Origin of the sequence: Paenibacillus paludis (genome assembly GCF_042610515.1) — a bacterium.
Classification (GTDB): Bacteria; Bacillota; Bacilli; order Paenibacillales; family Paenibacillaceae; genus Paenibacillus_AQ.
Window position 1 is genome coordinate 616,898 of the sequence record NZ_JBGJZP010000001.1, and the last position, 22,638, is coordinate 639,535.

The window sequence follows — 22,638 nt, forward strand, 5'->3', positions numbered from 1 at the left end:
ACTGAAAAAGGAGTTGTTTCTTTGTGTGGCAAACCGCAATCGCAACCGCAGTCAGGAACCAGAGATCCAATCTGAGAGCTTACCCCTGGACCTTTACCTTCGGTCATATTATTGAAGGAGGCTATCTTGTCCTAATTTCTTATTTCTCGTATTACTATTTGATCCGGGGCGAACTGGATGCACAGTTCTCTGTTTTTGCAGGCAGCAGCAACTACCTGGCCTATGTAATCATCGGAGGGGCACTAAGCATTTTCTCCACCAGCATGATCATGAATGTCTCCCGCGCGCTGATGACAGAATGGCGGGAAGGAACCCTGGAAGCGCTGCTGCTCTCCCCCTCCAGACGGAACGGATATTTTCTGGGCAACGCCGCCCAGCAGCTGTACCGCAGCGGTTTTGAACTGGTCACGATCCTGTTGTTCGGATATCTGGCAGGCCTTCGGCTCCCCACCCCCCATCTGCTGTCGGTATTGACCAGCGGACTGCTTTTCTTGCTGTCCTGCTATGCGATGGCTCTGGTGCTGGGAAGCATCATGCTGTACACAAGAGATACATACATCGTACAAAACACTTTTTTTGCGGTAACTACGCTGCTCTGCGGATTTCAGTTCCCGCGGCAATATTTGCCCGGTTATCTGCAGCAGGCAGCCGAGATTTTTCCGCTGACCTCTGCACTTGAGCTTCTGCGCAGCAGTCTGCTTACCGGGGAGGAAGTTGGACTGAGTGATGTTCCCCTGGTCCTGCTGCTGTCGTTCCTTTACATCGCAGTAGGCTTATGGTGCAACCGGCGCGTGGAGCGTGGAATGTTTGAGCGATTTTAGCCAGTGAAGGAGTGAATAGCAAATGATTCAAATGAATGAGGTTACCAAAACGTACGAAACAAGGAACAGAACCGGCTTATTCCGCTCCGAGCTAAAGAGAGTGACTGCCGTTAAAAACCTGTCGCTGAACATTGATAAAGGGGAAATTGTCGGATTGCTGGGACTGAATGGTGCTGGCAAAACGACAACCATCCGTATGTTATCCACCCTGCTTGATCCCACCTCAGGGGATATTCAGATTGACGGCGTCTCTTTGGCCGGAAACCGGCGTGATGTGCAGCAGAAGGTCAACATGATAGCCGGTGGAGAACGGATGCTCTACTGGAGACTCACAGGAAGAGAAAACCTGCAATATTTCGGCAAATTATACGGTCTCAGTGCTTCCAAAATTCGTGTGGAAAGTGATCGACTGCTTGCTGAAGTCGGCCTGACTGAAGCCGCAGACCAGCCTGTGGAGCAATATTCCAAAGGAATGAAGCAGCGCCTGCAGATTGCCCGCGGTCTAATCAATGACCCGCAATATTTATTTCTCGATGAGCCGACACTCGGGCTGGATGCGCCTATTGCCAGGCAGCTGCGCGGCACTGTGCGGCAGCTTGCCAAAGAGCAAGGCAAAGGCATCCTCCTGACCAGCCATTATTTGCAGGAGGTTGAAGAGCTCTGTGACCGGGTGTATGTACTGAATCGCGGAGAGCTGCTGCTGTGCGACAGGCCGGAGGCGATTGTCCGGCAGGTTGCCGGATCGCAGACCGCCCATCTCGATGTCACCGGTTGGGATGAAGCCATGCGCCCGCAACTGCTGGAGCATCTGGGCCAGCTGGGCCATCCGGCAGAGCTTGCGGGCAGCTGCCGAAGCGATGAATCCTCATTTGGGAGCGATGCCTTCTACCGCATCTCCGTGCAGACCCCTTCCGCCGACAGGCTGATTACGGAGCTGCTGCCTTGGACCGCAGCAAACGGTCTGGTGATCACCGGTTTTTCCTGCGACAAGCCCAATCTGGAGGATGCGATCATTTTGCTCTCGGAAGGAAGGGTGTCATGAGGCCCGGTGGTTTATGGCTGACGGTTGCAGCTGAGCTGCGCAAGCAGCACCAGAACCGTACGAAGGGCCGGACTGTGTTTTTCTCCCTGCTGTTTTGGCCGGCACTCGCCTTTTTGACTTCCTATTATTCGATGAAGCCTTATCGCAGCGGAGAGGGTTCCATGCTCTCGCAGGTTATCCCTGATGGCAGAATCCCCCTATTTTTGCTGAGCGGTTATCTGGTCTTTCAGCTGTTCTGGACAGCGGTAGAATCAGCATGGCTGTTCGAATTGGAGCGCAAAGGCGGAACGGTGGAGACCGTCTTCCTGACCCCGTCCTCGAAGATGGGTTTTCTGTACGGGCGTTCTCTGTATTCTCTGCTTCACGGCATCTGGATGTTCGCCTCCTTTTCACTGCTCACCTTCATCTTTGTAGCGGATATGTCCTCTGTAAACTGGCTCGCGCTGCTGATGGTCCTCCTGGTAACGCTGGCAGCGGCCATAGTCTGGGGAGCCTTGCTCTGCGCGGTATCCTTGTTCTCCAGGGAATCTTCGTTTCTGTACTATATCTTCCAGGCACCGATGCAGCTGTTCGGGGGCGTGCGCATACCGCCTGCGGTCTTTCCGGCCTGGGCTACAGGATTATCTGCACTGTTCCCGGTCACCTACAGCTTGATTCTGGTGCGCGGGGCACTATATAACGACATCGGCACAGGCTGGTGGTGGTCGCTCGTCATCCTGATTATCGGCAGCCTCGCGCTGATCGGCTGCACCCGCTACACACTGTACCGGGCAGAAAGACATGCCAGAATGAAAGGCAACTGGACTTTATTTTGATACTATCGAAGCATTACACGTGATAGTGTTTAGCTCACCTCATACACAAGAAATACAGATAGAAACAGGCCAGCCGGGAATCGGGCTGGCCTGTTTCTATCTGTTGCGGGATCTTCCTCAGTTTGAGGTTTATTGCATTTCACCACAGATTCAATGGGCACCCATATGTCCCCAAAGTCCGTTAAAGAACGCTTTTACCTTTTTAGAATATTTGCCCCTCTCTTTATCCATCGAGGTGTACACAATTGGAATTCCGGCTTTGTTGCCCGTTTCTGATTCTGTCACAGACGTTTCTCCTGGTGCGACCGCTCCATATACGTCCGGAATATTGCCTCTTAGCTCTGCCCGGATGGTGAATGATTGATCTGCATCATGTTGTGAAGGCTGGTTAGCGCCTGTCAGCACAGTTCCTACAGTCCAAACGGCAGCAAGCCATCCAGTAATATAGCGCTTCATATCCGATACCCCCTAAGCCAAGTATTCTTAGATCCTGTTAACTATAGGATGGCTGGGGGTTCAAAAAATATACAGCAGGATTAGAGCAGCGGGGGATCCGTATGTACATCCTTATCGGGATCCGTGGTTATCCAGCGTGTGAAGACAACCTTTAATCCCGCTCTTGTAGGAGCGCAGACGTGAGGACCTGCCTGTACACCGGACTCATAAGGAAAACGGGCGACCCGCAGGGTCCGCCAGGGATGCGACTGCGTTCTGGCTCTGATGATAACTGCATCCTTCATGCGCGAAGCGCGGAAAGTTATGGTCTCTCCGGCCCATTCTGCCACGGGAGACAACGACCAGTCGGAGTATCCGTCAGTTACAACTGCACCGGCATGAGGCACGCCATCATTCATCTCTATGCCTGCTTTAATCCAGACTGTAGGGCTATGCCACAGCATAATTCCCGCCTGATCGTATAGTTCTGTGATGCCCTGCAATGAAAAGCTGATTTCAACCGCTTCTCCATCTTTCCATGGAACCAGCAGTGCATGCCCGTTGTCATGCTGAAATTCATACATCGTTTTTTGCCAATAATCGCTGCCCTCTACTGCTTCGACAATCAATTGATCGCCCTGTACAGTACAGCTCTTCGGTTCATTGGTCCATATCCCATCCTGCCAGTTGTTCGTCTTTACCATTTAGGCACCTCCACTTTCCGTTTTCACATCAGCCATTAACTTGCTAGGCACAAATTACCATAACAACAATATAACCTAACATTGCGGCGGTATGAAGCTTATAAATGCTGTAAGTTTGATTCTGTGCAAATAAACCCGGCAGAAGAATCCGCCGGGCTTTGTGCTTAATTTTCTTTTATATAGTGAAAAATAATATATATAATGGCTTACAGGTTGACTCGATCTTACAAGTCTGGATGCTCGTGTTTCGCTTTCAGACGGTTCCAGCGGCGTTGTACTTCGTTCTCGAAGCTGCGCAGTGCAGGCTCGTTCTCAGGCTTCAGGAGATGGCGGGTTTTGCCCATCGTCTTCAGCCAAGCCGAGACCTCTACCCGTTTATTCTTGTCTTCCGGATTGTACGTAATATTCGTCGCTCCTTGCTCTACTTCGTAGAGCGGGAAGAAACAAGACTCGACAGCCAGGGATACGATGTCGGTTCCATCCTTGTCTTCGGACATCCAGTTCAGCGGGCAGGCAATCAGAATCTTGCCATAGACCAGACCTTCATTCTGAGCATACCATTGTGCTTTGGCCGCTTTCTTCAGCAGATCCTGCGGGTAAGCCTCACAGCCGGTGAACACATAAGGAATGTTCGTAGCCGCCATAATTTGCGCGGTGTCTTTATGCTGTGTTACTTTGCCCTGCTGGGTTTTCCCGATGCTGGATGTCGAAGTACGGTGTCCGAGCGGCGTAGAATACGATTGCTGTGCGCCTGTATTCATATAACCTTCGTTATCGTACTCTACGATGATCATCTTGTGGCCGCGCAGCGCTGCGCCGATGGCCGGTCCCATACCAATATCCATACCGCCATCGCCGGTAACCATGACAAAGGTAAAGTCCTCTTGCAGGCCCAGTCCATCCAGCTCGCCGCGGCGTTTGCGTTCCCAGAACATTTCCACGACACCGGACAGCGTAGCTGCACCGTTCTGGAAGAGGTTATGAATAAACGTTGATTTATGGGAGGAGTACGGATAACCTGTTGTGGTTACCATTGCGCAGCCCGTGTGGTAGAGCGCTACGATATCTCCTTCAATCCCTTTGAAGAACAGCTCCAGGCCCGAGAAAATACCGCAGCCCGGACAAGCACCATGACCCGGTGACAACCGTCTAGGCTTCTTCATCAGGCTACGGACCGGAGGCACCTTCACACTCAGCTTGCCGGTCACTTCATCCTGCTTCACTGTAATCAGGCCGGTCTTGAGCGACTCGAAATTCATCGGTTTCAGCAAACGTTTCGGAGCTTTTTCCGCTTCACCAGGATTATGTCCATAATAATCGAACGGCACTTCTACGCGATCCGCGACCACAGCGTCCATGGCGAGCTGGAAGAAATGATGTCCATCTTCAGCGAAGAAATCCTTACCACCCAGTCCATAAATGCGGCTGATTACCTTGGTAGTGGTGTTGCCGTAAGTGAACAGGGCCGCCTTAATTTCGTTGACCATATTGCCGCCGTGTCCGCCAACAGAGTCAGCACGGTCCCCGACAGTGATCGCTTTAACGTTCTTCAACGCTTCGGCAATTTGCTTCTGCGGGAAAGGACGAATCATATTCGGCGAGATCGCACCGGCTTTGATGCCTTGCAGGCGAAGCTGATCTACCACGTCCTTGATAATTTCGGAAGCGGAGTTCATCAGGAATACCGCTACGTCGGCATCCTCCATCCGGTATTCCTCAATCATAGGGTAATGGCGTCCGGTCAGCTCAGCAAATTCCTGGGCGATTTCCTCGAACACTTCACCAGCATTGTACATCGCTACCGATTGCTGGTAACGGTTGTTGATATAATCCGGTTCATTCATATAAGGACCTACCGTAACCGGATTGTTGCGGTCCAACGTATCGGTAAAACCGGTTGGCGGCTGTTCGCCTACGAACTTCTGAACATCCTCGCGGTGGGCGAAAGCCTGCACACGGCGTTTCTGGTGGGAGGTGAAATAACCGTCAGAAGCAACCATAACCGGAAGGCGGACCTTGGCATGCTCTGCCAGCTTCAGCGCCATCAGGTTCATGTCGTAGACGGACTGCGGATCACGGCACATCAGGATCGGCCAGCCGGTGTTCAGGGCAAAATACAAATCCGAATGGTCGCCATGAATATTCAGCGGACCAGAAATGGAGCGGCAGACCAGGTTCATGACCATAGGCATCCGCGTACCGGCTTGTACAGGCAATTGCTCCAGCATGAACATATAGCCTTGAGCACTGGTCGCGTTGAATACGCGTCCGCCTGCTGTAGAAGCACCATAACAAATCCCTGCCGAGCTGTGCTCGCCATCCGAAGGAACCAGCATAATGTCATGCTGTCCGCTTGCTTTCATCGTATCAAGGAACTGGGCAACCTCCGTCGACGGGGAGATCGGGAAATAACCCATGACATGGTAATTAATCTGATGTGCGGCATATGCCGCCATTTCATTTCCTGATTCATACAGGAATTTCTGTTCCACCTTGGCGGAACCTACTTCTTTTTCATAATCAATAGCCACTGTTCATTCCACCTTTCTTCAGAAGATTAAGACTGCGATATAAGATCGAATTGATGGTGCACCGTGTGACTGTCCGCATAGCCTTCCTTCTCACGCAGAATGGACAGCGCAGAGGTCGGACAGGCGCCTACACATTTCAGGCAGCCCTTGCAATATTGATAGTCAATGCCCAGCAGGAACATTTGCGAGCGGCCTTTGCGGTCGAGCCGTTCTTCCCAGACAAAACACTGATCGGGGCAAACAGTATCGCACTGTGCACAGTGGATGCAGGATTCATTCTCATATGCAGGAATCATTCCGGAACGGGAAATACTCAGATTCTTGAGGAAGCTGCTGCCCGGGTTAATGATGGTTCCCCCCATCGGCTGGGTCTCATAGCCCAGCGCTGAAATGTCGGAACGTACATATTCCGGCATGCTTTCGCCCTCCGGTAGCTCGAAGTCCATAAACTTCACTTCATTGAAGCCCCGTTCAAAGGTGGTAATTGCCGATTGTACAGCTTGCGGATATTTTTTGCCAAGAGATTTCTCAATTACGCCCTTCATGGTTTCGGTATCCAGGAAAGGACAAAGCCGGAACAACGCACCCAGCATCGCCATATTGACCCGGTTCTTTTCTTTCAGGGCAATGCTTGTCGCATCGATCACCGCGATCGTGCCTGCCTTCATCTTGAGCAGCTCTTTCAGCTCCTCCGGCGTCTTGGCCGAATTCACAAGAACGGTACTGTGCTCATAAATGCCGCTTGTCACATTGACGGTTTTGGCTAGTGCTTCATGAAAAACCCCAACGACGTGTGGACGCTCAACCGGCGACGTATCGCGGATATGTGTGTCCAAATCACAGAAACGGATATGGGCCTTTACTGCTGACCCCTTCTTCTCCGAGCCGTAAGACGAAAAACTGACGCCGTTCAGACCCGCGCCCACCACGCCCGCTTCCGCGAGCATCTTACCGGCCAGATTCGCTCCCAGCCCTCCAATGGACTCCAGACGAATCTCAAAGAAACCGAGATCGTTCAATTTTGGTAATTGTACCACCGACATAACCCCTTCCTTAGTGTCAAGTAGAATAACATCCTTTTGACTTTTTCAACGATTGTAACTTGAATTTGCAAGTCGCGAAGTGACATATCTTGCATTTTCCACGCATTGGGAATCACATTTATTTATGGATTTTAGATGATTTCTTTATACGCGACAGAGTGGCGTTACTTTAATAGAAGGTAATCTGCCATACAAGCAACAATATATGAAAATTGTGTGAAAAATCCGTGTTTCCCAAGGTTTTTGTGGATACAAGGTCACCCTTAATTTAGCAATAAAATTAAAAATTAAGATGTTAAATTTATCACATTAATCATGATAAATATCACAGTTAACTACTCTCCCCAGCGAAAAACGGGTCTGAAAATCGTAAAAGCCCATCCGGAGATGGGCCAGGATTGCTGTAATTCTCAAAGGTATACGGGTATTACATGAGTTAGATGGGTTATTGGTTGAATGATAAGTTCACTCGGCACTGGGTAGCCCCCACCAAAGAAAAACCTTAAAAGGCACGAAGCCAATCAAGGTCTTTCGTAAATCATGAAAAAAGTTTAATCATATTCAACCAATACTTCTCTATCTACGGATTGTGCCTGATGAAGTAGTTCAAATATACTTCGATAGACCTCTAGTGTCTCTTGATCTAATTCTGTTTTATTGACACTTTGAAGACCGTTCAACGCATCGCCTAAATCAGGTATTCTCCATGGCGTCTCTTCAAACCAACCAGTATCCGTATGATAGTAATATGAGAGCCCACTCCATCCGTTTTCATTAGGTTGTATAGCCGCCATAATCGAATCAAAATAACCAATCCAAGCCTTAATCTGAACTTTTTGACCCTCGGAATTCTGGAAATAGAAGATGATCTCCGGTTCACCCTCAAATCCAGTATAAAAGTCTTTAACTATTTCCATTTGACACCTCCTATTCTTATGGGGCAGGCCAATGACCTGAATCTAAGATTTCTTGTTGTTCAGGCGTCGCTGTTCCATTTTGTCTCGCTCTTACAGCATCCTGCCACTGTTTCATAGATGTCCATTGATTCTCGCTCGTCAAAATATGTTCCTGTTTTCTTGTTGTTTGGCTTCCTGGAGTCGTTCTTGTAACAACCCAAGTATTTCCTTGATCCACAGGTGCACCAGGAGTTCTTGTATGCCAACGTGCTTCATACTTATAAGTTCCATCAGACCAAGTATATTTTGTTTGATCGTATCCATTCTTAGCCTGTTCTACCTTTACAGCATTACTAGGGATTTTTATTGGACTTGAATCTATAAGATTTCCCGTCCCCTAAGTAGTAATCTTAAACTCTACTAAAGGAAAAGGTGATAACCATTTTACCAATTACCACCATTATATCATCCGGCTTTGAGTTCTGTTAGAGGACTCGCCGCCCTGTATTCAGTTTTGTTCTTCATCATGCTGTAGATGATGTTCACAAGCCTTCTCATGACGCATATAAGGGCTTGCTTCTTGGTCTTGCCTTCTGCTAGCTTTCGTTGGTAGAACTCGTACATGAGCGGATTACGCTGTGTCTTGTTCTTCCCTTTGGCTACTTGGATTTGCTGAACGGCTAGGTTATGGAAGATGCTGTTTAGTGCCCGATTGCCTTGACCGCTTGCTTGGTCTTTGCCCTTGCCACCCGAACTAAAACGGACAGGTGCGATTCCGGCAAAACGGGCTAGCTTGTCTGCATTGGCAAAGCGGTTAATATCTCCGATTTCAGCCACCAGTTCCGCCGCTGTGACGATGTTGATACCATCCATCGACTCTAACTTATATTCTGTTTGTGACAACACCTGACGAAGTTGTTCTTACGTCTGCTTAATTAGTTCTCGGCTTCTCCGCATATCGTGAACCATATTTACAACTAGGAAATCCCTATGTTCTTGGTAGTTCCTCTTTGTTGCTCCATCTTGCTTGACCACTTCTAATATTCTTCTGCCTTACGAGTAGAGCAAGTATTATGGCTTGCTTTGCGAAGATACATAGCTAGTTCCTCCACCCCCACCGATAATAGATGATGTGGTGCAGGGTACTTCTCCCAAAACGCAAGAGCTGCTTTCCCATCAATGTCACAGAAGAACTTCTTGTAAGATGGATAATGATAACTTAATTGCTGATGAAGCTGATTCTTGAGCATAGCGGCGTGTTTGACGATCGAATTACGTCTTGCTACCACTTGCCCCATTGTCCAATATATGTACTGCGGATTTGCTTCCGGCAGTTCGTCCAATCTTGCAAGCAATACCTTGGCGATGCAAAACGCATCCCAACTGTCGCTCTTTTGCGTAGTCGCATTACTCATGCGCTCGTTATAGGATAATGCGGAATTGACTTCCTTGACGATTTGTTTATTCTCGACTAGGTGAACGGCTACTGCTCTGCCGTTGCCGCCCGTATCCTCTAAACCATAGACAGGGGTCAAGCCTTTTGGTGTATGCTTCTTGACGAACTTCATTAACTCGTCAAAAGCAGACGGTTTGTTCTCGATTTGAATTTCAGCTAGCTTCTCATTCCAACAATTGATAATAACTGCGGTATGTTGAGCCTTATGTAAATCCATTCCGACATAAATATGCGTTTGTTTGTAGTGTGACAAAAGAATTCACCCCTGTATATGGATTCTGTGTTGGTATGACGGGGTTAAAGAATGGGTGCAACCTCAGTTCGAGCGTTAACCTTTCGGTTCGCAATGGCACGCAAGCATCTCCATTCAGTTCCGTCAAAGGATGGCTTGATGTAAGCCCTCCGCTTCTATATCTCCATAACGGTATATACCACTATAAAAATCACGTCTGTCCAAGATTCGTTTGACTTGTACTTTCGTAAACAAACTGCCTTGCTGTGTCTTAAAACCTTCTTCGTTCAATGATTCTGCGATTCGAGTAAGAGTCCATGTTGGATGCTGTTCCTTAATCTCAAATGCTCTACGGACAGTCAGCGCTTGCTTCTCGTCCACTTGGATATACTTCTGACCTTTCTTAGCTGTGTATCCAAAGGTGGCTCTCCCTCCGGCATAGCCACCCTGCTCTGCTTTCTTGTTTCGCCCCCGACCTAACTTAAGGGCAATCTCCAAGCGTTGGTATTGGTCAAGCAACTCCATTAGTCCATTAATCAGGAAATCGTTCGGGTCTTTCTTGTGGATGCTGTAAGTCGGTTGTTCAATACTCCGAACATCTACTCCATGCTTCTTAAACTCTCGATGTACCAACACTTTCACAATATCAGACCGCCATAAACGGCTTGTATTGAGGACAACTACAGTATCAATGGATTGACTTGTCAGAGCGGTTAACATGCTCTGAAAACCGATTCTATCCACTTCAAGGGCTTCCTCATCGACCTTCGCCCCACTGATACCTTCATCGCTATATATGGTAATCAGATTCCATCCTTGCTCCTGACAATAGGATCGGATTTCATCCTGTTGGTACGCTAAACTGTAGCCATCCTTGGCTTGTCCTTGTGTCGAAACTCTGACATATCCAATGACATTCATGCTATTTCCTCCCCACCGTTACAGAAATTCAGATTTATGTAACGCCTAGTAGATACAACGTCATTATATATCACCTAAGCGATACAATCAATCACTTTCCATTACTGATATTCAGGAAGTATAATAGGAGGAACATTACCTGTACGAAAGTTGGTGTCTTCATTGCCTGTCGTTGTTCGACTAAAAGAAATATTAGCTGAGAGGAACATGTCTCAGCGTGAATTAGCAAGATTAGCAGGTTTACGTCCTAATACCATCAGTCATTTGTGTTCCAAAGAGGTAGACAGGGTGCATCTCAGTACGTTCGATATTATCTGTAAGACCTTAAACATCAGCCTGAACGAACTTCTTGTATTGGAAGATGACTAATCTGACCGCATAAAACTGCACAAGGAAGTGTAATAGCTTCCTTCCATTGCTTCGCCGCTAGTCCATCCAAGTCAATTACTTCCTGTGAGTTCATTTGATTCTGAATTCGCTTCCGATAGTACGGTGTCGTATCCTGCGGTAACAGTTCTCCTAGTTGAATCTCCTGAACTAGCCGCCCCACCTTAGGTGTGAATTTGAATACATCCGTTAGCACAGCACACAGATACTTGCTATTAAACTGGGGCGGATACTGAACCAGTGAAGCAAGCGGTATCTTCTCTTTCGGTACATACACAATCTCCATCCTCGTTCGCTCCCCCTCGATGTTCTGCCGCCTTCTCTCCAATAACTCACGCTTCTTGTCATACACCCGACAATAGCCATCTTCTTGACGCTGATGCTTACCGTTGTAATAGCGAGTGCCCTTGAAGATTCGCAACTTACGCCCCTTCGTAGACATCGTAAACAAGTCCTTTATTAGAACTGGTATATCGAAGGCTACGTCACATCTCACGAACAACACTTGATTCGCATAGTCTCGGATTTGTTCGAGCCAACCACGAAAGTAAACAAGCGACTTCGGATAGACTTCAATTCTCAGCGTGTTCTTTCGAGTTTTCGGAGCAAAGACTAACTTGTAGGAGATATGCAGGAAGTGTTCTCCTGTATTGATTCTGATACGGTATTGAAATCCTCTATCCCCCACCGTCATTCTTACTCCGTAGAAATGGCAGATACGCTTGTGGAACTCATTGAAGAAGTCCCAATAGACATCTGTAAAGTCAATAACAATACGGTCTATCGAAACTTGTACGTCTTTCATGTTCAGCCCCCAACCGAAATTTTTTAACGAATTTCGGACTATATTAGAGGGCAAGGTGGCTAGCCTTACAACGTTGCCTTACCTGTATATATTGACTGGTCGTCACCAGATTTCTTTCCTGCACCGTAATCATCGTTGCAATGGTCGGTTATGTTGCGGACAAAGTAACCTCAAATGTTCACCGCTCTTACTATAGTTGTCGTTGTGTCCATCGTTAAAGTTGCGATTTATGACCTTCTCACCGTACCTATCGTTGTATAGTAATCTACAGTTGCGAATGAATTTGAAAAAACCGTAAGAAAACGAAGATAACAAAAAACAGGTCAATCATGGTAGTATCTGACCATAATCGACCTGTTCGATGTATCGAAATAGCGTTATTTAGGTTATAAAATTAAAGCATTATGTGCGTACAAAGGAAATGAAGAAATTCTTGTAGCGGTATTACATGGGTTAAGTGTGTTATTGGTTGAATTAACGAATCATTCGGCACTGGGTAGCCCCCAAAAAAAAGAAATCCCCGATTTACATCAGGGATTGTAGGATATTTTCTTTAGTTTACTTTCGACATAGCGGCAAGATAGTCATTGAATACTTCATAAAAATCTGAATTTGTTTGTAGCTGTACATGTTGGGTCATTACCGTATCACCACTTGAGTAATCCAATACTTCAACGTATGCAGTATTTGTTTCCCAAAGTGTAATTAAGCCAATGAACTTTTCAGGTAAGTAATGATGTACAGTAATACTAGGATTATCGGAAGTTTTTGCATCCACGACATTTACTTCTTCCGTTTCAACACCCTTTTCTTGTAATTTCCCCTTTACTTCAATTATCCAATTTTGAAAATTATCTAGCATTACTTCTCACCTACTATTTTTATGTTTGTTGCAGAAGGCATTTCTGGTAGTGGCTCACCTTTTTTAGCCGCCAACCTGCCTTCAAGCGAATTTGGTCCAACTATTTTTGCCCAACCATCATTTGTTTGTTTCAAAGCTGACGTTGGGACATCAAACTCAACGTACACTGAACCTGGCTTTGCTTGTTTTCCAAATGCATTAGCATCCGCCGGATTAGCAACATGCGATGTTCCTGTGTAACTCTCAGGCACTTTTCCTGTTTTCACCATAGTATCGTATTCTGCCTTGGACATCCATCTTCCTACTGTGGTTTGAGCAATTTTACCCGTGCCCTCAGCTATCTTCCCTCCGCTCTTGATACCCTCAACAACTTCTGACTGTTTAGGCTTCGTAGCAGACCTCGTTACACTGATCTCGCTCTCTGCTTGAGCCATTCTCTTTAAACCGATCCCACTGCTCATCACATTTATCGTCACTGCTGCGTAGGCTTCTGCCATCTTTGGATCGGTGACTTCTTCCTTATACATTTGCAATGCTTCTTTTACTGTAAATCCTTTATCAGCCATATCGTAAGCAAATTGCAACGAATCTACTGTACCGCCAAATCCTTTAGTTACTTTAATTTGGGCATCCTTAAGAATCGCAGAAGTTACTTTCCCTTTATTTAACTTCACCGCATCTATGATGTATAAAACTTTCTCCAAGCTTTTCAAAGACGAGCCTGTGTCGGAAATGAACTTTAGTTCATTCGCTGTGACACTATACTCCATAGCGACCGAAGCGCTTGCTCTGTCGATGATCTCATTTTTCTTGATGTATGTTGAAGATGAATCTACTTTAACCGTCATATTTGTTCGTCCAATGATTACCTTGCTGACCGTTGAATAATTGATGGTATTCGTCGAAAAATTCTCACTAACTTCTACGCGCTTAGAATCTGGCGCTTTTATTCCGACTTTCGTTAAAGCTTGTTTCCACTCCGCTTCATTAGCATAGCCTTTCGATGTCCCTTGCACCACAATCTTTGTAATTTCCTTGGCTTGAAACTGCAGCGGGGTAACTACGGATTGTTTAGCGTCTTTGGCTGTTCGTACAGTGGTCGCCTGATCACGTATCGCTCTCTTCTCTGCCTCAGTTTCAGCTTTATAATAAGCATTTGTCAAAGCAATAATCTTAGCCTGCGCTTCAACATTTAGCTTCTCGTCGCCTTTCGCCCAATGTCCTGTCGGATCGAGGAACCGAATCGGATCATTATTCGCATAGGTGTACAAATTTAGACTTAAAGGATTATTATCTTCTCCCCAATAGCTATCTTCTGATATGAAACGTCCCACATATGGATCGTAATAACGGGCACGCAGATAGTACAGGCTTGTCTCCCCATCCAAAAATTCGCCGCCATAACGGATGGACTCGGCATAGATCTCGATGGTAAGTGTTGGACTGCCAAATGCGTCATATTCATACTGATTCTGAACTTCTCCGGTAGAGGATACAGTTTGAACGACATCTCCATGTCCGTTGTACAGATAGTATGCATATTGCTTTGCCCCATCCATTCTGGCAATATAGTTGATCCCACGAATGTAACGGGTCATTACCTTGCCTGTACTGTCCATTTCCAACACAACATGTTGACGGTCATAGACATAATTCGTTTCTTTAGCTGTATTTCCTGCTTTGGAGCTCTGCACCACCTTCTGCGTCCGAAGACCATCTCCGTCATATTGGTAATTAACAGTAACTCGTTCTGCATCTCTAACCTTAATCACTTTCTTTAAACGGTTGAAACCATCATAGGTTTGGGTCACTTTTTCCAGCAGATTATTAATTTCCTGTGTCCCGTACGTTTCTCCTCCGGTAGTTTGGTGCATGTCAGATTTATGAGGCTGAATATAACTGGTCCGCTCACTGACCTCATTACCGTTTGCATCGTAAAGATATTCTACGGCTTTGAATAACACTTCTTTCCCAGTTGCATCAAGCATTCGTTCTTCTAGTTTCATTAACTGGTTACTGGATGAATATAAATACTGGCTTTTCTTTAATTTGAATTCTAAAGCCTTTTTGGTACCAGGATTAATGTAACTGCTAGGCTGGTTGGAGGTGTAGGTCTCCAGCATAGAATTACGGTTGCTTGCTCCATCGTAAGCATACACTGTCGTCTTTCCTGGCATCTCTACCTGTACAATTCGCCCAGATTCATCATAGCCATATTTTGTTGTACCGTAGCTATCAGTCTTGGAGACTTGTCTACCGGTGTCATCATAAGTGTAGCGGTAACTTGATACCTCTGAACCGTTGCTGCGTTTATTGATTAGAGTAAGCAGACGGTTGCTATAATCGTAACTATATACTTCCTTAACACCGTCTTCATATTGTACAGCGGTTCTGTTGCCACTTTTATCATAGGTATAAACGGTTTCTTTATTGTCATAGGCAACTTTGCTCATCCGGCTGGAAGAGTCATAATAGTAGGTCGTTACAAACCCTGCTGTATCCGTTACCGTCTCAATGTTTCCAATGTCATCATAGGTATAACTAATTCGGGTTTTGCCATCTTTCGTAATCTTCAGCAGTTGACTCCGCGAATTATAGGAATAAATGGAGGCTCCACTCTCATCAGTCATACTGATCCGGTTACCTGCTTCATCATAACTGTAATTGATTTGATCTCCAGTTTCCTTCACCTTGGTTTGAGTCAATAAGTTGCGATTATCATAAGAATATAGGGTATGCTGCCCCAAACGATCGATCATTTGTGCTTTATTAAGCGCCAGATCATAGAAGTAGCTCATAGTCTGATTGGAAGCATCTGTAACGGAGTGAAGAAGCCCGAAAGAATAATAACTGTACTGGGTTACTTTACCTCGTCCATCTTTCATAAACAGCTTGCTGCCCATAAGGTCATACCCGTAGCTAACCTCTATTCCTTTACCATCAATTACTTTGGTCAAATGATTTGCGTTATCATACTCGTACCGGATTGTAACACCCAAAGCATCGGTTTGCTGTATAAGATTGCCCACAGCGTTCAACTGGTAAGCAGTCGTAGCTTTAGCGTTACCAAATTTTACGGCTAATACCGGATCGATAAAAACAATCATTCTGTTAGCTAAATCATAACGATAGACATTCCCATACTGTGCATCATCCGTTTTTCCAGCAGCGTACCCATTAGCATCTATTTTCTTAATGATATTGCCGTTGGCGTCATAGATGTTTTTACTAATCACAGTATCATCAGGGGCTATTGTCAATACCAAACGATTTAATTTGTCATAAGTATATGACATTCTATTTCCTTTGGCGTTGATCGCTGTCGTTTTATTGCCAGCCGCATCATATTCAGTGGTGAATTTCTTTCCTTCCGAATCGGTTGTCACTGTCAAACGATTCAGTGAATCATAGCTATATTTGGTTACAGCACCTCGTTCATTCCGATCTGAGATTTTATTACCCGCTGCATCATAGCTATATTGACTGTATACATCTGCTTTGCCATGTCTGCGGATAATCTTGTCTGGACGATTTAAGATATCATAGGTGTAGTTTATGGTATACAGCTTGTGATTCTCAGTGTCTGCATCCAGTACACCATATGCTCTCGGGTCCACTTCCTGAATTTTATTTCCCAGCAGATCATAACTGTAAGTGGTAATTTGGCCTACCTTACCAGGAAATTGTACATTTTTGAGATTTTCCAAGTTTGGCAATTTCACGGCATCAACGATACTATTTTCGTCTAGCCAAGCTATTTTCTTGACTACACGATTCTGAGAGTCATATTCATACTGCTCCACATCGCTAAGATTAGAATCCCTTAATTTGTCCTTGAGAATCAAATTCCCATTTAAATCATATTGGTTAGTAGTACTTGATCCACTGTTGTCTGATACGTTCTTTAGTAAACTGTTATCATAGTAGCTATAAGTAGTTTCCTGCTTAACCGAGTCATCTCTGGAACCCGTTATGATTTTACTCAACAGATTTCCCATAGAATCATAGGTATAGCGCTCAACAGCATAAACAATATTTTTACTGTCATCAAGTTCAAGCGGCGTTTTTTTCTCAGTCATCCTGTTCAGTACATCGTAACTGAATAGGGTCAGACTCCCCCGCTTGTCTTTTACAGAAATTAGATTTCCATTAGGATCATATTTGTTCTCTATGGTGTTACCATATGGATCTTTTACCATTTTCTCTTTACCAAGTGCATTATATGCATATAAGGTTAAAGCACCAAGCGGGTTCGACTCTGTTAGCTTACGGCCCAGCTTATCATAGGTGAACTGAAACACACCGCCATCAGGATAAGTGATTTTGGCGGTGGTTCCATCCGGATTCACTACATAAGCGGTAATGTTGCCCCGTTCATCCGTTTGTTTTACCAACTGATTCAGTACATTATACTGATACAACTTAGCATTACCCGCTGCATTAGTTTCCTTCGTTAGATTACCCAGACCATCATATAAGTAGGACTTACCTTTGGAATTCTCTATGTTGCCGGTATATCTCAATCCATCTACCACTTTAGAGATTTGACCCATGGCATTATATTGAATACACTCCAACCCGGCGTCTTCTGGGGATAGCTTGGAAGTTCGACGGTTCATCGTATCATAGGTATAAGAGATGCCCTTCATTTTGGAACTCTGCTCCGCACTCTCTAGCTCACGTTTGTATTGATTAGGGGAAATTTCCTTAACCAAATTTCCTTTCTTATCATAAATATAGAGGCTAATCGCCCGATCATCTTCTCCAGAGGGACTATCTTTGCTTTGTAAGCGATTCAAAACATCATATGTGTATCGTGTGTCACTCCCTTTCGCATTTGTTTCCAATACTAAATTATTATTGTTGTCATACTGATAAGTTATTGTCCCTTGCATAGCATCAGTCTTTGAGAGAGGACGCTTGTCATAATCATAAACAACCAGTGTCTTATTACCTTTAGGATCCGTGACCGTTTCAACTTGATCATTCTTAGAATATGAATAGGTGGTTCTTGCTTGCAACCGGTCAACATATTCATTATCAAATACAGCACCCGCCAGATACCCTGAGCTAATATCAGAGGTCTTGATAAGCAATGCCGTGTTCATAAGTCTGGATCTGGAATCATACTCGTTCCGTGTGATATCGTAGTTACCGTCACTAACCTTTTGATAAGAAGTTATCACATTGCCCGCGCGATCATACTCTTGCTTGATCTCTTTGCCAAAAGGACCTGAAACTTGTACCAGTCGCCCGGCTTGGTCGTAACGCTGATCCACACGATCACCTGCACTAGACTCAGTTACAGCACCACCAGTTTTGCTGACTTTGTATAAGAAGGTTTCTTTGGCCACTATACTAGCCGTCTCATCGTATTCCACACGTGTTAGTTTATAAATGGAGTTGGAATCATCAGTACCAATATAGGTCTTTTCCGAGACTTGATTGCCTGCCCTATCATAGGAGTAATAAATCGAACTTCCGTCCTTGTTGATTCGTTCCAGCAACTCACCCTTAGAAGAATAGAGATAAGACTCACGGGTGCCGTCAGGGTATTCAATTAAATAAGGTTTATCAAAAATGTCATTGTATGTTTTAGTAACAGCCCCCGCTTGATCTCTGTTTAAAATCATCCATTTACCTGTAAGATCATACTCTGTTGAAGTTACAGTTCCATCAGGATAGGTGATTTGCTTCAATCGGCCGCCAAAATCATAGTCATACAAACTCTTATGTCCAAGTCCATCCGTTTCACTCAATACATTTCCTGAAGCATCGTAAGTAAGTCTCTTAGTGAAGTTACTGGTTCCAAGCTGCTGATTTTGGTACATGGTTTGCGCAGTAATCAGCTCAATTGGCTTATCAAGAACATTATACCGATACAACGTCCCTATAGATTTTTCAGGCTGAGCAACATTGTAACCTTTTCCGTCACTCTGCTTGACTACATTATTTCTGCCATCATATTCCCTATAATCAATGACCTCTCTCTGCGTTCCATTAAAAGCAATGGTCTTGATCAGACGGTTCAGACCATCATATTCTTTCTCAGTACCCGGTGCTTGCTCGAAGGGAGTGGTACTATATCTAGGATCCACAACTTTTAATACGTTCCCCATGCTATCGTATTGATAGCGTGTCTTATTCCCAAGTGGATCAACTACCTCTGTTTTGTAGCCTAAGCCATCATAAGAATAGGTCGTCGTGCGCTCCGTACCTGCAACGACTGTTGTCTCTGAAGTTAGGTTGCCTACTTTATCATATTGGAAGCGGCTTACCTTTTGGCCATGAGTATTGAATGGCTTATTAGATGAAACCACCAAATTCCTATAATTATATTCATTCGTCTCTGTATCATATCCGGAACCATTAAACTGCTGCTTCTTTAAGAGGTTCCCGACAAGATCATAATCATATCTGGTTTCATATGAACCTCTCTGAGCCAGTGAACCATCCGCCAATTTCTCCTTGGCTGAACCTGCTTCAACCGTTGTGCGTCCTGCAAAGTCATACTCAAAAGACCGCACAACCAGCTTTGTACCTGCAGAATCACCATATTCTGTAATTTTCACCTTGTTTCCATTAGCATCGTAGTCAAAATGTGTATGGGTGCTGGTTGCTGAGTCTAGCTTGGAATATTGATCCGTAACTCTGTTAAGAGAGTCATAGACATAGGATACATTGGAAGAATCCTGGTTCTTTCCATTCAGATGAGCACCTTTGGTAGTTTTGACTGGATTATGGGCAGTATCATAGTCATTGAGATTATAATAATAATCCGATGAACCAGATTGGTAGATTTTTTGAACAGTATTCCTTCCAATTTCATCATAAGTCAATTCCGTAATCTTTCCGTTCGGAGCCTTTTCAAGGACTGTCTGTCCCAATACGTTATATACGAACTCCGTAGTATTTCCCTCAGCATCCGTTTGACTGATCTTTTTACCTTGTAGATCATATGTGTATGAGGTTGTTTGTTTCCGTTCGTTCGTCTGGCTCAGGGTGTTACCAACATAATCATACGTAGTCGTAGAAGCGTAATAATTCTTACGATCTGACGTAATTTCTTTTTTAATCAATTGACTTAGAATATCGTAATGAAAACGCTGCGTGTATCCTTCCTCATTGGTGATAGTAAGCAATAATGGCGTCTTCGCATCAGCACCGATCTGATACTCAACTTTCATCGTCCCCTTAGCTGTCTTATCATTCTCATAGTACGACTTCTCAATAATACGCTGCTGACTATCATAACTAAAACGCGCACTATGACCATTGGCATCTATCTGTTTGGTTATATTGCCAAATGAGTCGTACTCCATACTTGTAAGTATTCTCCACATTCCTTTATCCCACACTTTGGAGAACAGCTGATTCCCTTGAATATCGTATTCATACAAAAACTTAAACTTGTTTCCATCTATTCTCTGAATTTTAAAGTTTGAGAAGGAACTGGTTTGGTATTGATATTCATTTAGTGTTTTATCCGGTTTTATTTCTTTAATCACTCGGTTTAAAACGTCATATTCATAGGAAGTTGTATTCCCTTTGGGATCAGTTTTGGTTAAGAGATTACCTGATTGGAAATCATAGGCGAAAGTCTGGGCATAAGTCCCTCCCTGATTCTTCTGGTATTCTTTAGTAAGGTAGGCTCCTTTGGTATTAAACCCATTCGAATCTATGCCGTATTCATAATAAGTTATGAAGTCCTGTTTGCTGTCATGGGCAGTTTTACGTGTAAGATTGCCATAATTGTCATACGCGTATTCCGTAATAATCCACGGATTGGCAGCATCGTTGTTGGATTTACTTTCTTTTGTGACATTGCCTTTGTCATCCAATGTGTAGTTAATTTGAGCCGTTGTATCCTGATTTAGCTTCCAGGTTTTCTGGGTTAGGATATGAAATTTATTAATATCATAGGTGTACAACACGGTATGCTCATTGTTTACCGGGTAGCCCTTGCTATCCCGCTCGGCAATCGGCCCCGTATAACTGGTCATATCGCCGTATTCATCATACCGGAAATTTTCTATTTTATGGACAGGTTCACCCGCAGCTTGTCCATTGGCAACCTGATACTGCAAGATTTCCTGTTTCTTGACCAGCTTCAGCTCATCATGCTCATTTGTGATGGTCTCTTTGTGATCTTTTCCTTCTTTTTCAGTTAAAATAAGCTCTTGATTACCATTATAGGTGAAACGTGTACTGCTGTTATTTGCGTCTTTGATTTGAGTGTAATATCTGTATGTATCCTTAAGGTAGGTTTTATCATCTTGCTTATAGTCGGGGTACCCATAGCCATCTGCTTCATTCGTATATGTATAAGTCTTCTTGCTATAGATATCGGTGATCAGCTTGTCCACAAAGCTTGTTTTAGAAGCATCGAACCCCTTCTTAACCAGATCATTACTCTCAAAAATTTTTCTGTACTGCATGCTGCCTTCATTCAGCCGTTTCTTGTATGTGTTATAAACATAGCTTTTGGCTTTATTAGTTTTGACCTCATCCACCAGTACAAGATTCTCATAACGGGTATAGGCTGAATAATTATCTTTATTAAAATATGTAAAACCCAGATCGGGTTGTTCATACCAAAACATATATTTAGGCTTTGTATCTGTGTCATATACTCTTTGCAGCCTTGTGCGCAATACATGTTTGGAATCACTGACCAGAGCCGCAGATTTGTCGTAGACAATACTTTTATCTCCCGGAAGATGGAGGACAACCTGGAATCTACCTTTTAGATCGCCAGAATCGGTGTTATTCGGACTTTGCGATGCTTTATAATAATTGTTAATTCCAACAGGAGAGTCATTACTAATGGGACCTACCGTATAATTAGGGTCCTCGAGATATTCGATTGTCGTTACACGACCCACTGAGTCTGTGATTTTGGAAATTAATTTTTTGGTAATGGAATCACCATCGATTTCATATTTCAAAGTATTGTATTCAAAATTGATAGTATTACCATACCGATCTACTATCCCCAAAATACGGCCATCTTCTGAAAAATATGTATTTTTCCCATCTTTACCAGTCATCTTATACTTTGAAGTCCCATCCGCTTGACCATTTTGATAAGTCGTTGCTTCCCGGACAACAACATCTTTTACAGTTTGACCCTCTGGTAAATAAACGTACGCCCCCTCCAGATTCGCAGACTTAAGCCGATACACATCTCCACTATCTGTATGCAAAAACTTATGACTAGAGCCATCTGAATTCACCTTAACCTCAATACTCGGGAACGAAAAACGCATACCAATCCCTAAGTTATACCTGTCTTCATAAAATGAAGAGGTTCTTGAATTGGAGAAAGATTTATCTACCCAAGCACCGTCAACATAATTCACTTCCATCTCTTGCACATTAGCTGCTTCATTTTTGTAGATGCGTTTGAATTCAAGATCTAATCCATTTCTCCCTGGCAGAACATAATCAGTCTGAGTTATAGTCAGCGAGCCACTCTGAGGGCTTATTTCATCTACAGTCTCATTCGTTCTCAAATATGCAGGTGAGAGCATTGTATTATATTTTTGTTTTGGCCCAACCAGATTATTCAGTTGTTCCTGCAAGGTTTCGGCACTAGCTATTGGTACAAAAAACATCATTAAGAAAAAAGAAACTAACGATATCCGAATAAATACTTTCACAAAGCTACCCCCATCTGCCGTTCAAA

General features: G+C 44.4%; 13 protein-coding genes and 1 pseudogene. 4 read left to right on the forward strand and 10 right to left on the reverse strand.

The window, feature by feature from the left end:
- Positions 1-23 precede the first annotated feature (23 nt).
- From ACAN56_RS02745 to ACAN56_RS02755, 3 genes are read left to right on the forward strand one after another with little or no spacing between them, the layout of a single operon-like run.
- Positions 24-821 carry an ABC transporter permease gene (locus ACAN56_RS02745; protein WP_038593125.1) on the forward strand — a complete coding sequence of 266 codons (798 nt, stop codon included), beginning with the start codon at positions 24-26 and terminating at the stop codon, positions 819-821.
- 22 nt (positions 822-843) lie between these two features.
- Positions 844-1,863, forward strand: coding sequence for an ABC transporter ATP-binding protein (locus ACAN56_RS02750; protein WP_038593127.1), 1,020 nt, complete (start codon positions 844-846; stop codon positions 1,861-1,863).
- Positions 1,860-2,678: an ABC transporter permease gene (locus ACAN56_RS02755; RefSeq protein ID WP_038593130.1), complete on the forward strand. Its 819-nt coding sequence runs from the start codon at positions 1,860-1,862 to the stop codon at positions 2,676-2,678. Before ACAN56_RS02750 ends, ACAN56_RS02755 begins: the two co-directional genes overlap by 4 nt.
- Before the next feature lie 150 nt (positions 2,679-2,828).
- Here ACAN56_RS02755 and ACAN56_RS02760 read toward each other — a convergent pair whose 3' ends face one another.
- The 7 genes and pseudogenes from ACAN56_RS02760 to ACAN56_RS02790 form a co-directional block, all read right to left on the reverse strand.
- Positions 2,829-3,134, reverse strand: a complete 306-nt coding sequence (locus ACAN56_RS02760; RefSeq protein ID WP_038593132.1) for a hypothetical protein — start codon at positions 3,132-3,134, stop codon at positions 2,829-2,831.
- Between the two features lie 80 nt (positions 3,135-3,214).
- A complete protein-coding gene (locus ACAN56_RS02765; protein ID WP_379140244.1) occupies positions 3,215-3,817 on the reverse strand; it encodes a DUF1349 domain-containing protein in 603 nt (200 codons plus the stop codon).
- Between the two features lie 224 nt (positions 3,818-4,041).
- Positions 4,042-6,348: a thiamine pyrophosphate-dependent enzyme gene (locus tag ACAN56_RS02770; RefSeq protein ID WP_342435790.1), complete on the reverse strand. Its 2,307-nt coding sequence runs from the start codon at positions 6,346-6,348 to the stop codon at positions 4,042-4,044.
- A gap of 26 nt (positions 6,349-6,374) precedes the next feature.
- Positions 6,375-7,385 (reverse strand): 2-oxoacid:acceptor oxidoreductase family protein, encoded by a 1,011-nt coding sequence (locus tag ACAN56_RS02775; protein WP_038600037.1) that lies wholly within the window; start codon positions 7,383-7,385, stop codon positions 6,375-6,377.
- A gap of 557 nt (positions 7,386-7,942) precedes the next feature.
- Complete coding sequence (locus ACAN56_RS02780; protein WP_379140247.1) at positions 7,943-8,308, reverse strand: dihydroorotate dehydrogenase (quinone); 366 nt, start codon at positions 8,306-8,308, stop codon at positions 7,943-7,945.
- 444 nt (positions 8,309-8,752) lie between these two features.
- A pseudogene (locus tag ACAN56_RS02785) lies at positions 8,753-9,960 on the reverse strand (IS110 family RNA-guided transposase).
- A gap of 159 nt (positions 9,961-10,119) precedes the next feature.
- Positions 10,120-10,896 carry a recombinase family protein gene (locus ACAN56_RS02790; RefSeq protein ID WP_379140249.1) on the reverse strand — a complete coding sequence of 259 codons (777 nt, stop codon included), beginning with the start codon at positions 10,894-10,896 and terminating at the stop codon, positions 10,120-10,122.
- Between the two features lie 207 nt (positions 10,897-11,103).
- Here ACAN56_RS02790 and ACAN56_RS02795 point away from each other — a divergent pair, with 207 nt between their 5' ends.
- Positions 11,104-11,265, forward strand: a complete 162-nt coding sequence (locus ACAN56_RS02795) for a helix-turn-helix domain-containing protein (protein ID WP_379140251.1) — start codon at positions 11,104-11,106, stop codon at positions 11,263-11,265.
- Here ACAN56_RS02795 and ACAN56_RS02800 read toward each other — a convergent pair.
- From ACAN56_RS02800 to ACAN56_RS02810, 3 genes are all read right to left on the reverse strand, one after another.
- Positions 11,228-12,088 (reverse strand): replication initiation factor family protein, encoded by an 861-nt coding sequence (locus tag ACAN56_RS02800; RefSeq protein ID WP_379140253.1) that lies wholly within the window; start codon positions 12,086-12,088, stop codon positions 11,228-11,230. The genes ACAN56_RS02795 and ACAN56_RS02800 overlap by 38 nt on opposite strands.
- Before the next feature lie 553 nt (positions 12,089-12,641).
- Positions 12,642-12,950, reverse strand: coding sequence for an immunity protein TriTu family protein (locus tag ACAN56_RS02805; RefSeq protein WP_379140255.1), 309 nt, complete (start codon positions 12,948-12,950; stop codon positions 12,642-12,644).
- Positions 12,950-22,612, reverse strand: coding sequence for a TreTu family toxin (locus ACAN56_RS02810; RefSeq protein WP_379140257.1), 9,663 nt, complete (start codon positions 22,610-22,612; stop codon positions 12,950-12,952). The genes ACAN56_RS02805 and ACAN56_RS02810 overlap by 1 nt, the downstream gene beginning before the upstream one ends.
- Between the last annotated feature and the right edge of the window lie 26 nt (positions 22,613-22,638).

Coding starts and splice junctions, on each gene's coding strand:
- ACAN56_RS02750 (WP_038593127.1), top strand. CDS start 844: ATGATTCAAATGAATGAGGTTACCAAAACGTACGAAACAAGGAACAGA.
- ACAN56_RS02805 (WP_379140255.1), bottom strand. CDS start 12,950: ATGCTAGATAATTTTCAAAATTGGATAATTGAAGTAAAGGGGAAATTA.
- ACAN56_RS02765 (WP_379140244.1), bottom strand. CDS start 3,817: ATGGTAAAGACGAACAACTGGCAGGATGGGATATGGACCAATGAACCG.
- ACAN56_RS02790 (WP_379140249.1), bottom strand. CDS start 10,896: ATGAATGTCATTGGATATGTCAGAGTTTCGACACAAGGACAAGCCAAG.
- ACAN56_RS02795 (WP_379140251.1), top strand. CDS start 11,104: ATGTCTCAGCGTGAATTAGCAAGATTAGCAGGTTTACGTCCTAATACC.
- ACAN56_RS02755 (WP_038593130.1), top strand. CDS start 1,860: ATGAGGCCCGGTGGTTTATGGCTGACGGTTGCAGCTGAGCTGCGCAAG.
- ACAN56_RS02760 (WP_038593132.1), bottom strand. CDS start 3,134: ATGAAGCGCTATATTACTGGATGGCTTGCTGCCGTTTGGACTGTAGGA.
- ACAN56_RS02780 (WP_379140247.1), bottom strand. CDS start 8,308: ATGGAAATAGTTAAAGACTTTTATACTGGATTTGAGGGTGAACCGGAG.
- ACAN56_RS02800 (WP_379140253.1), bottom strand. CDS start 12,088: ATGAAAGACGTACAAGTTTCGATAGACCGTATTGTTATTGACTTTACA.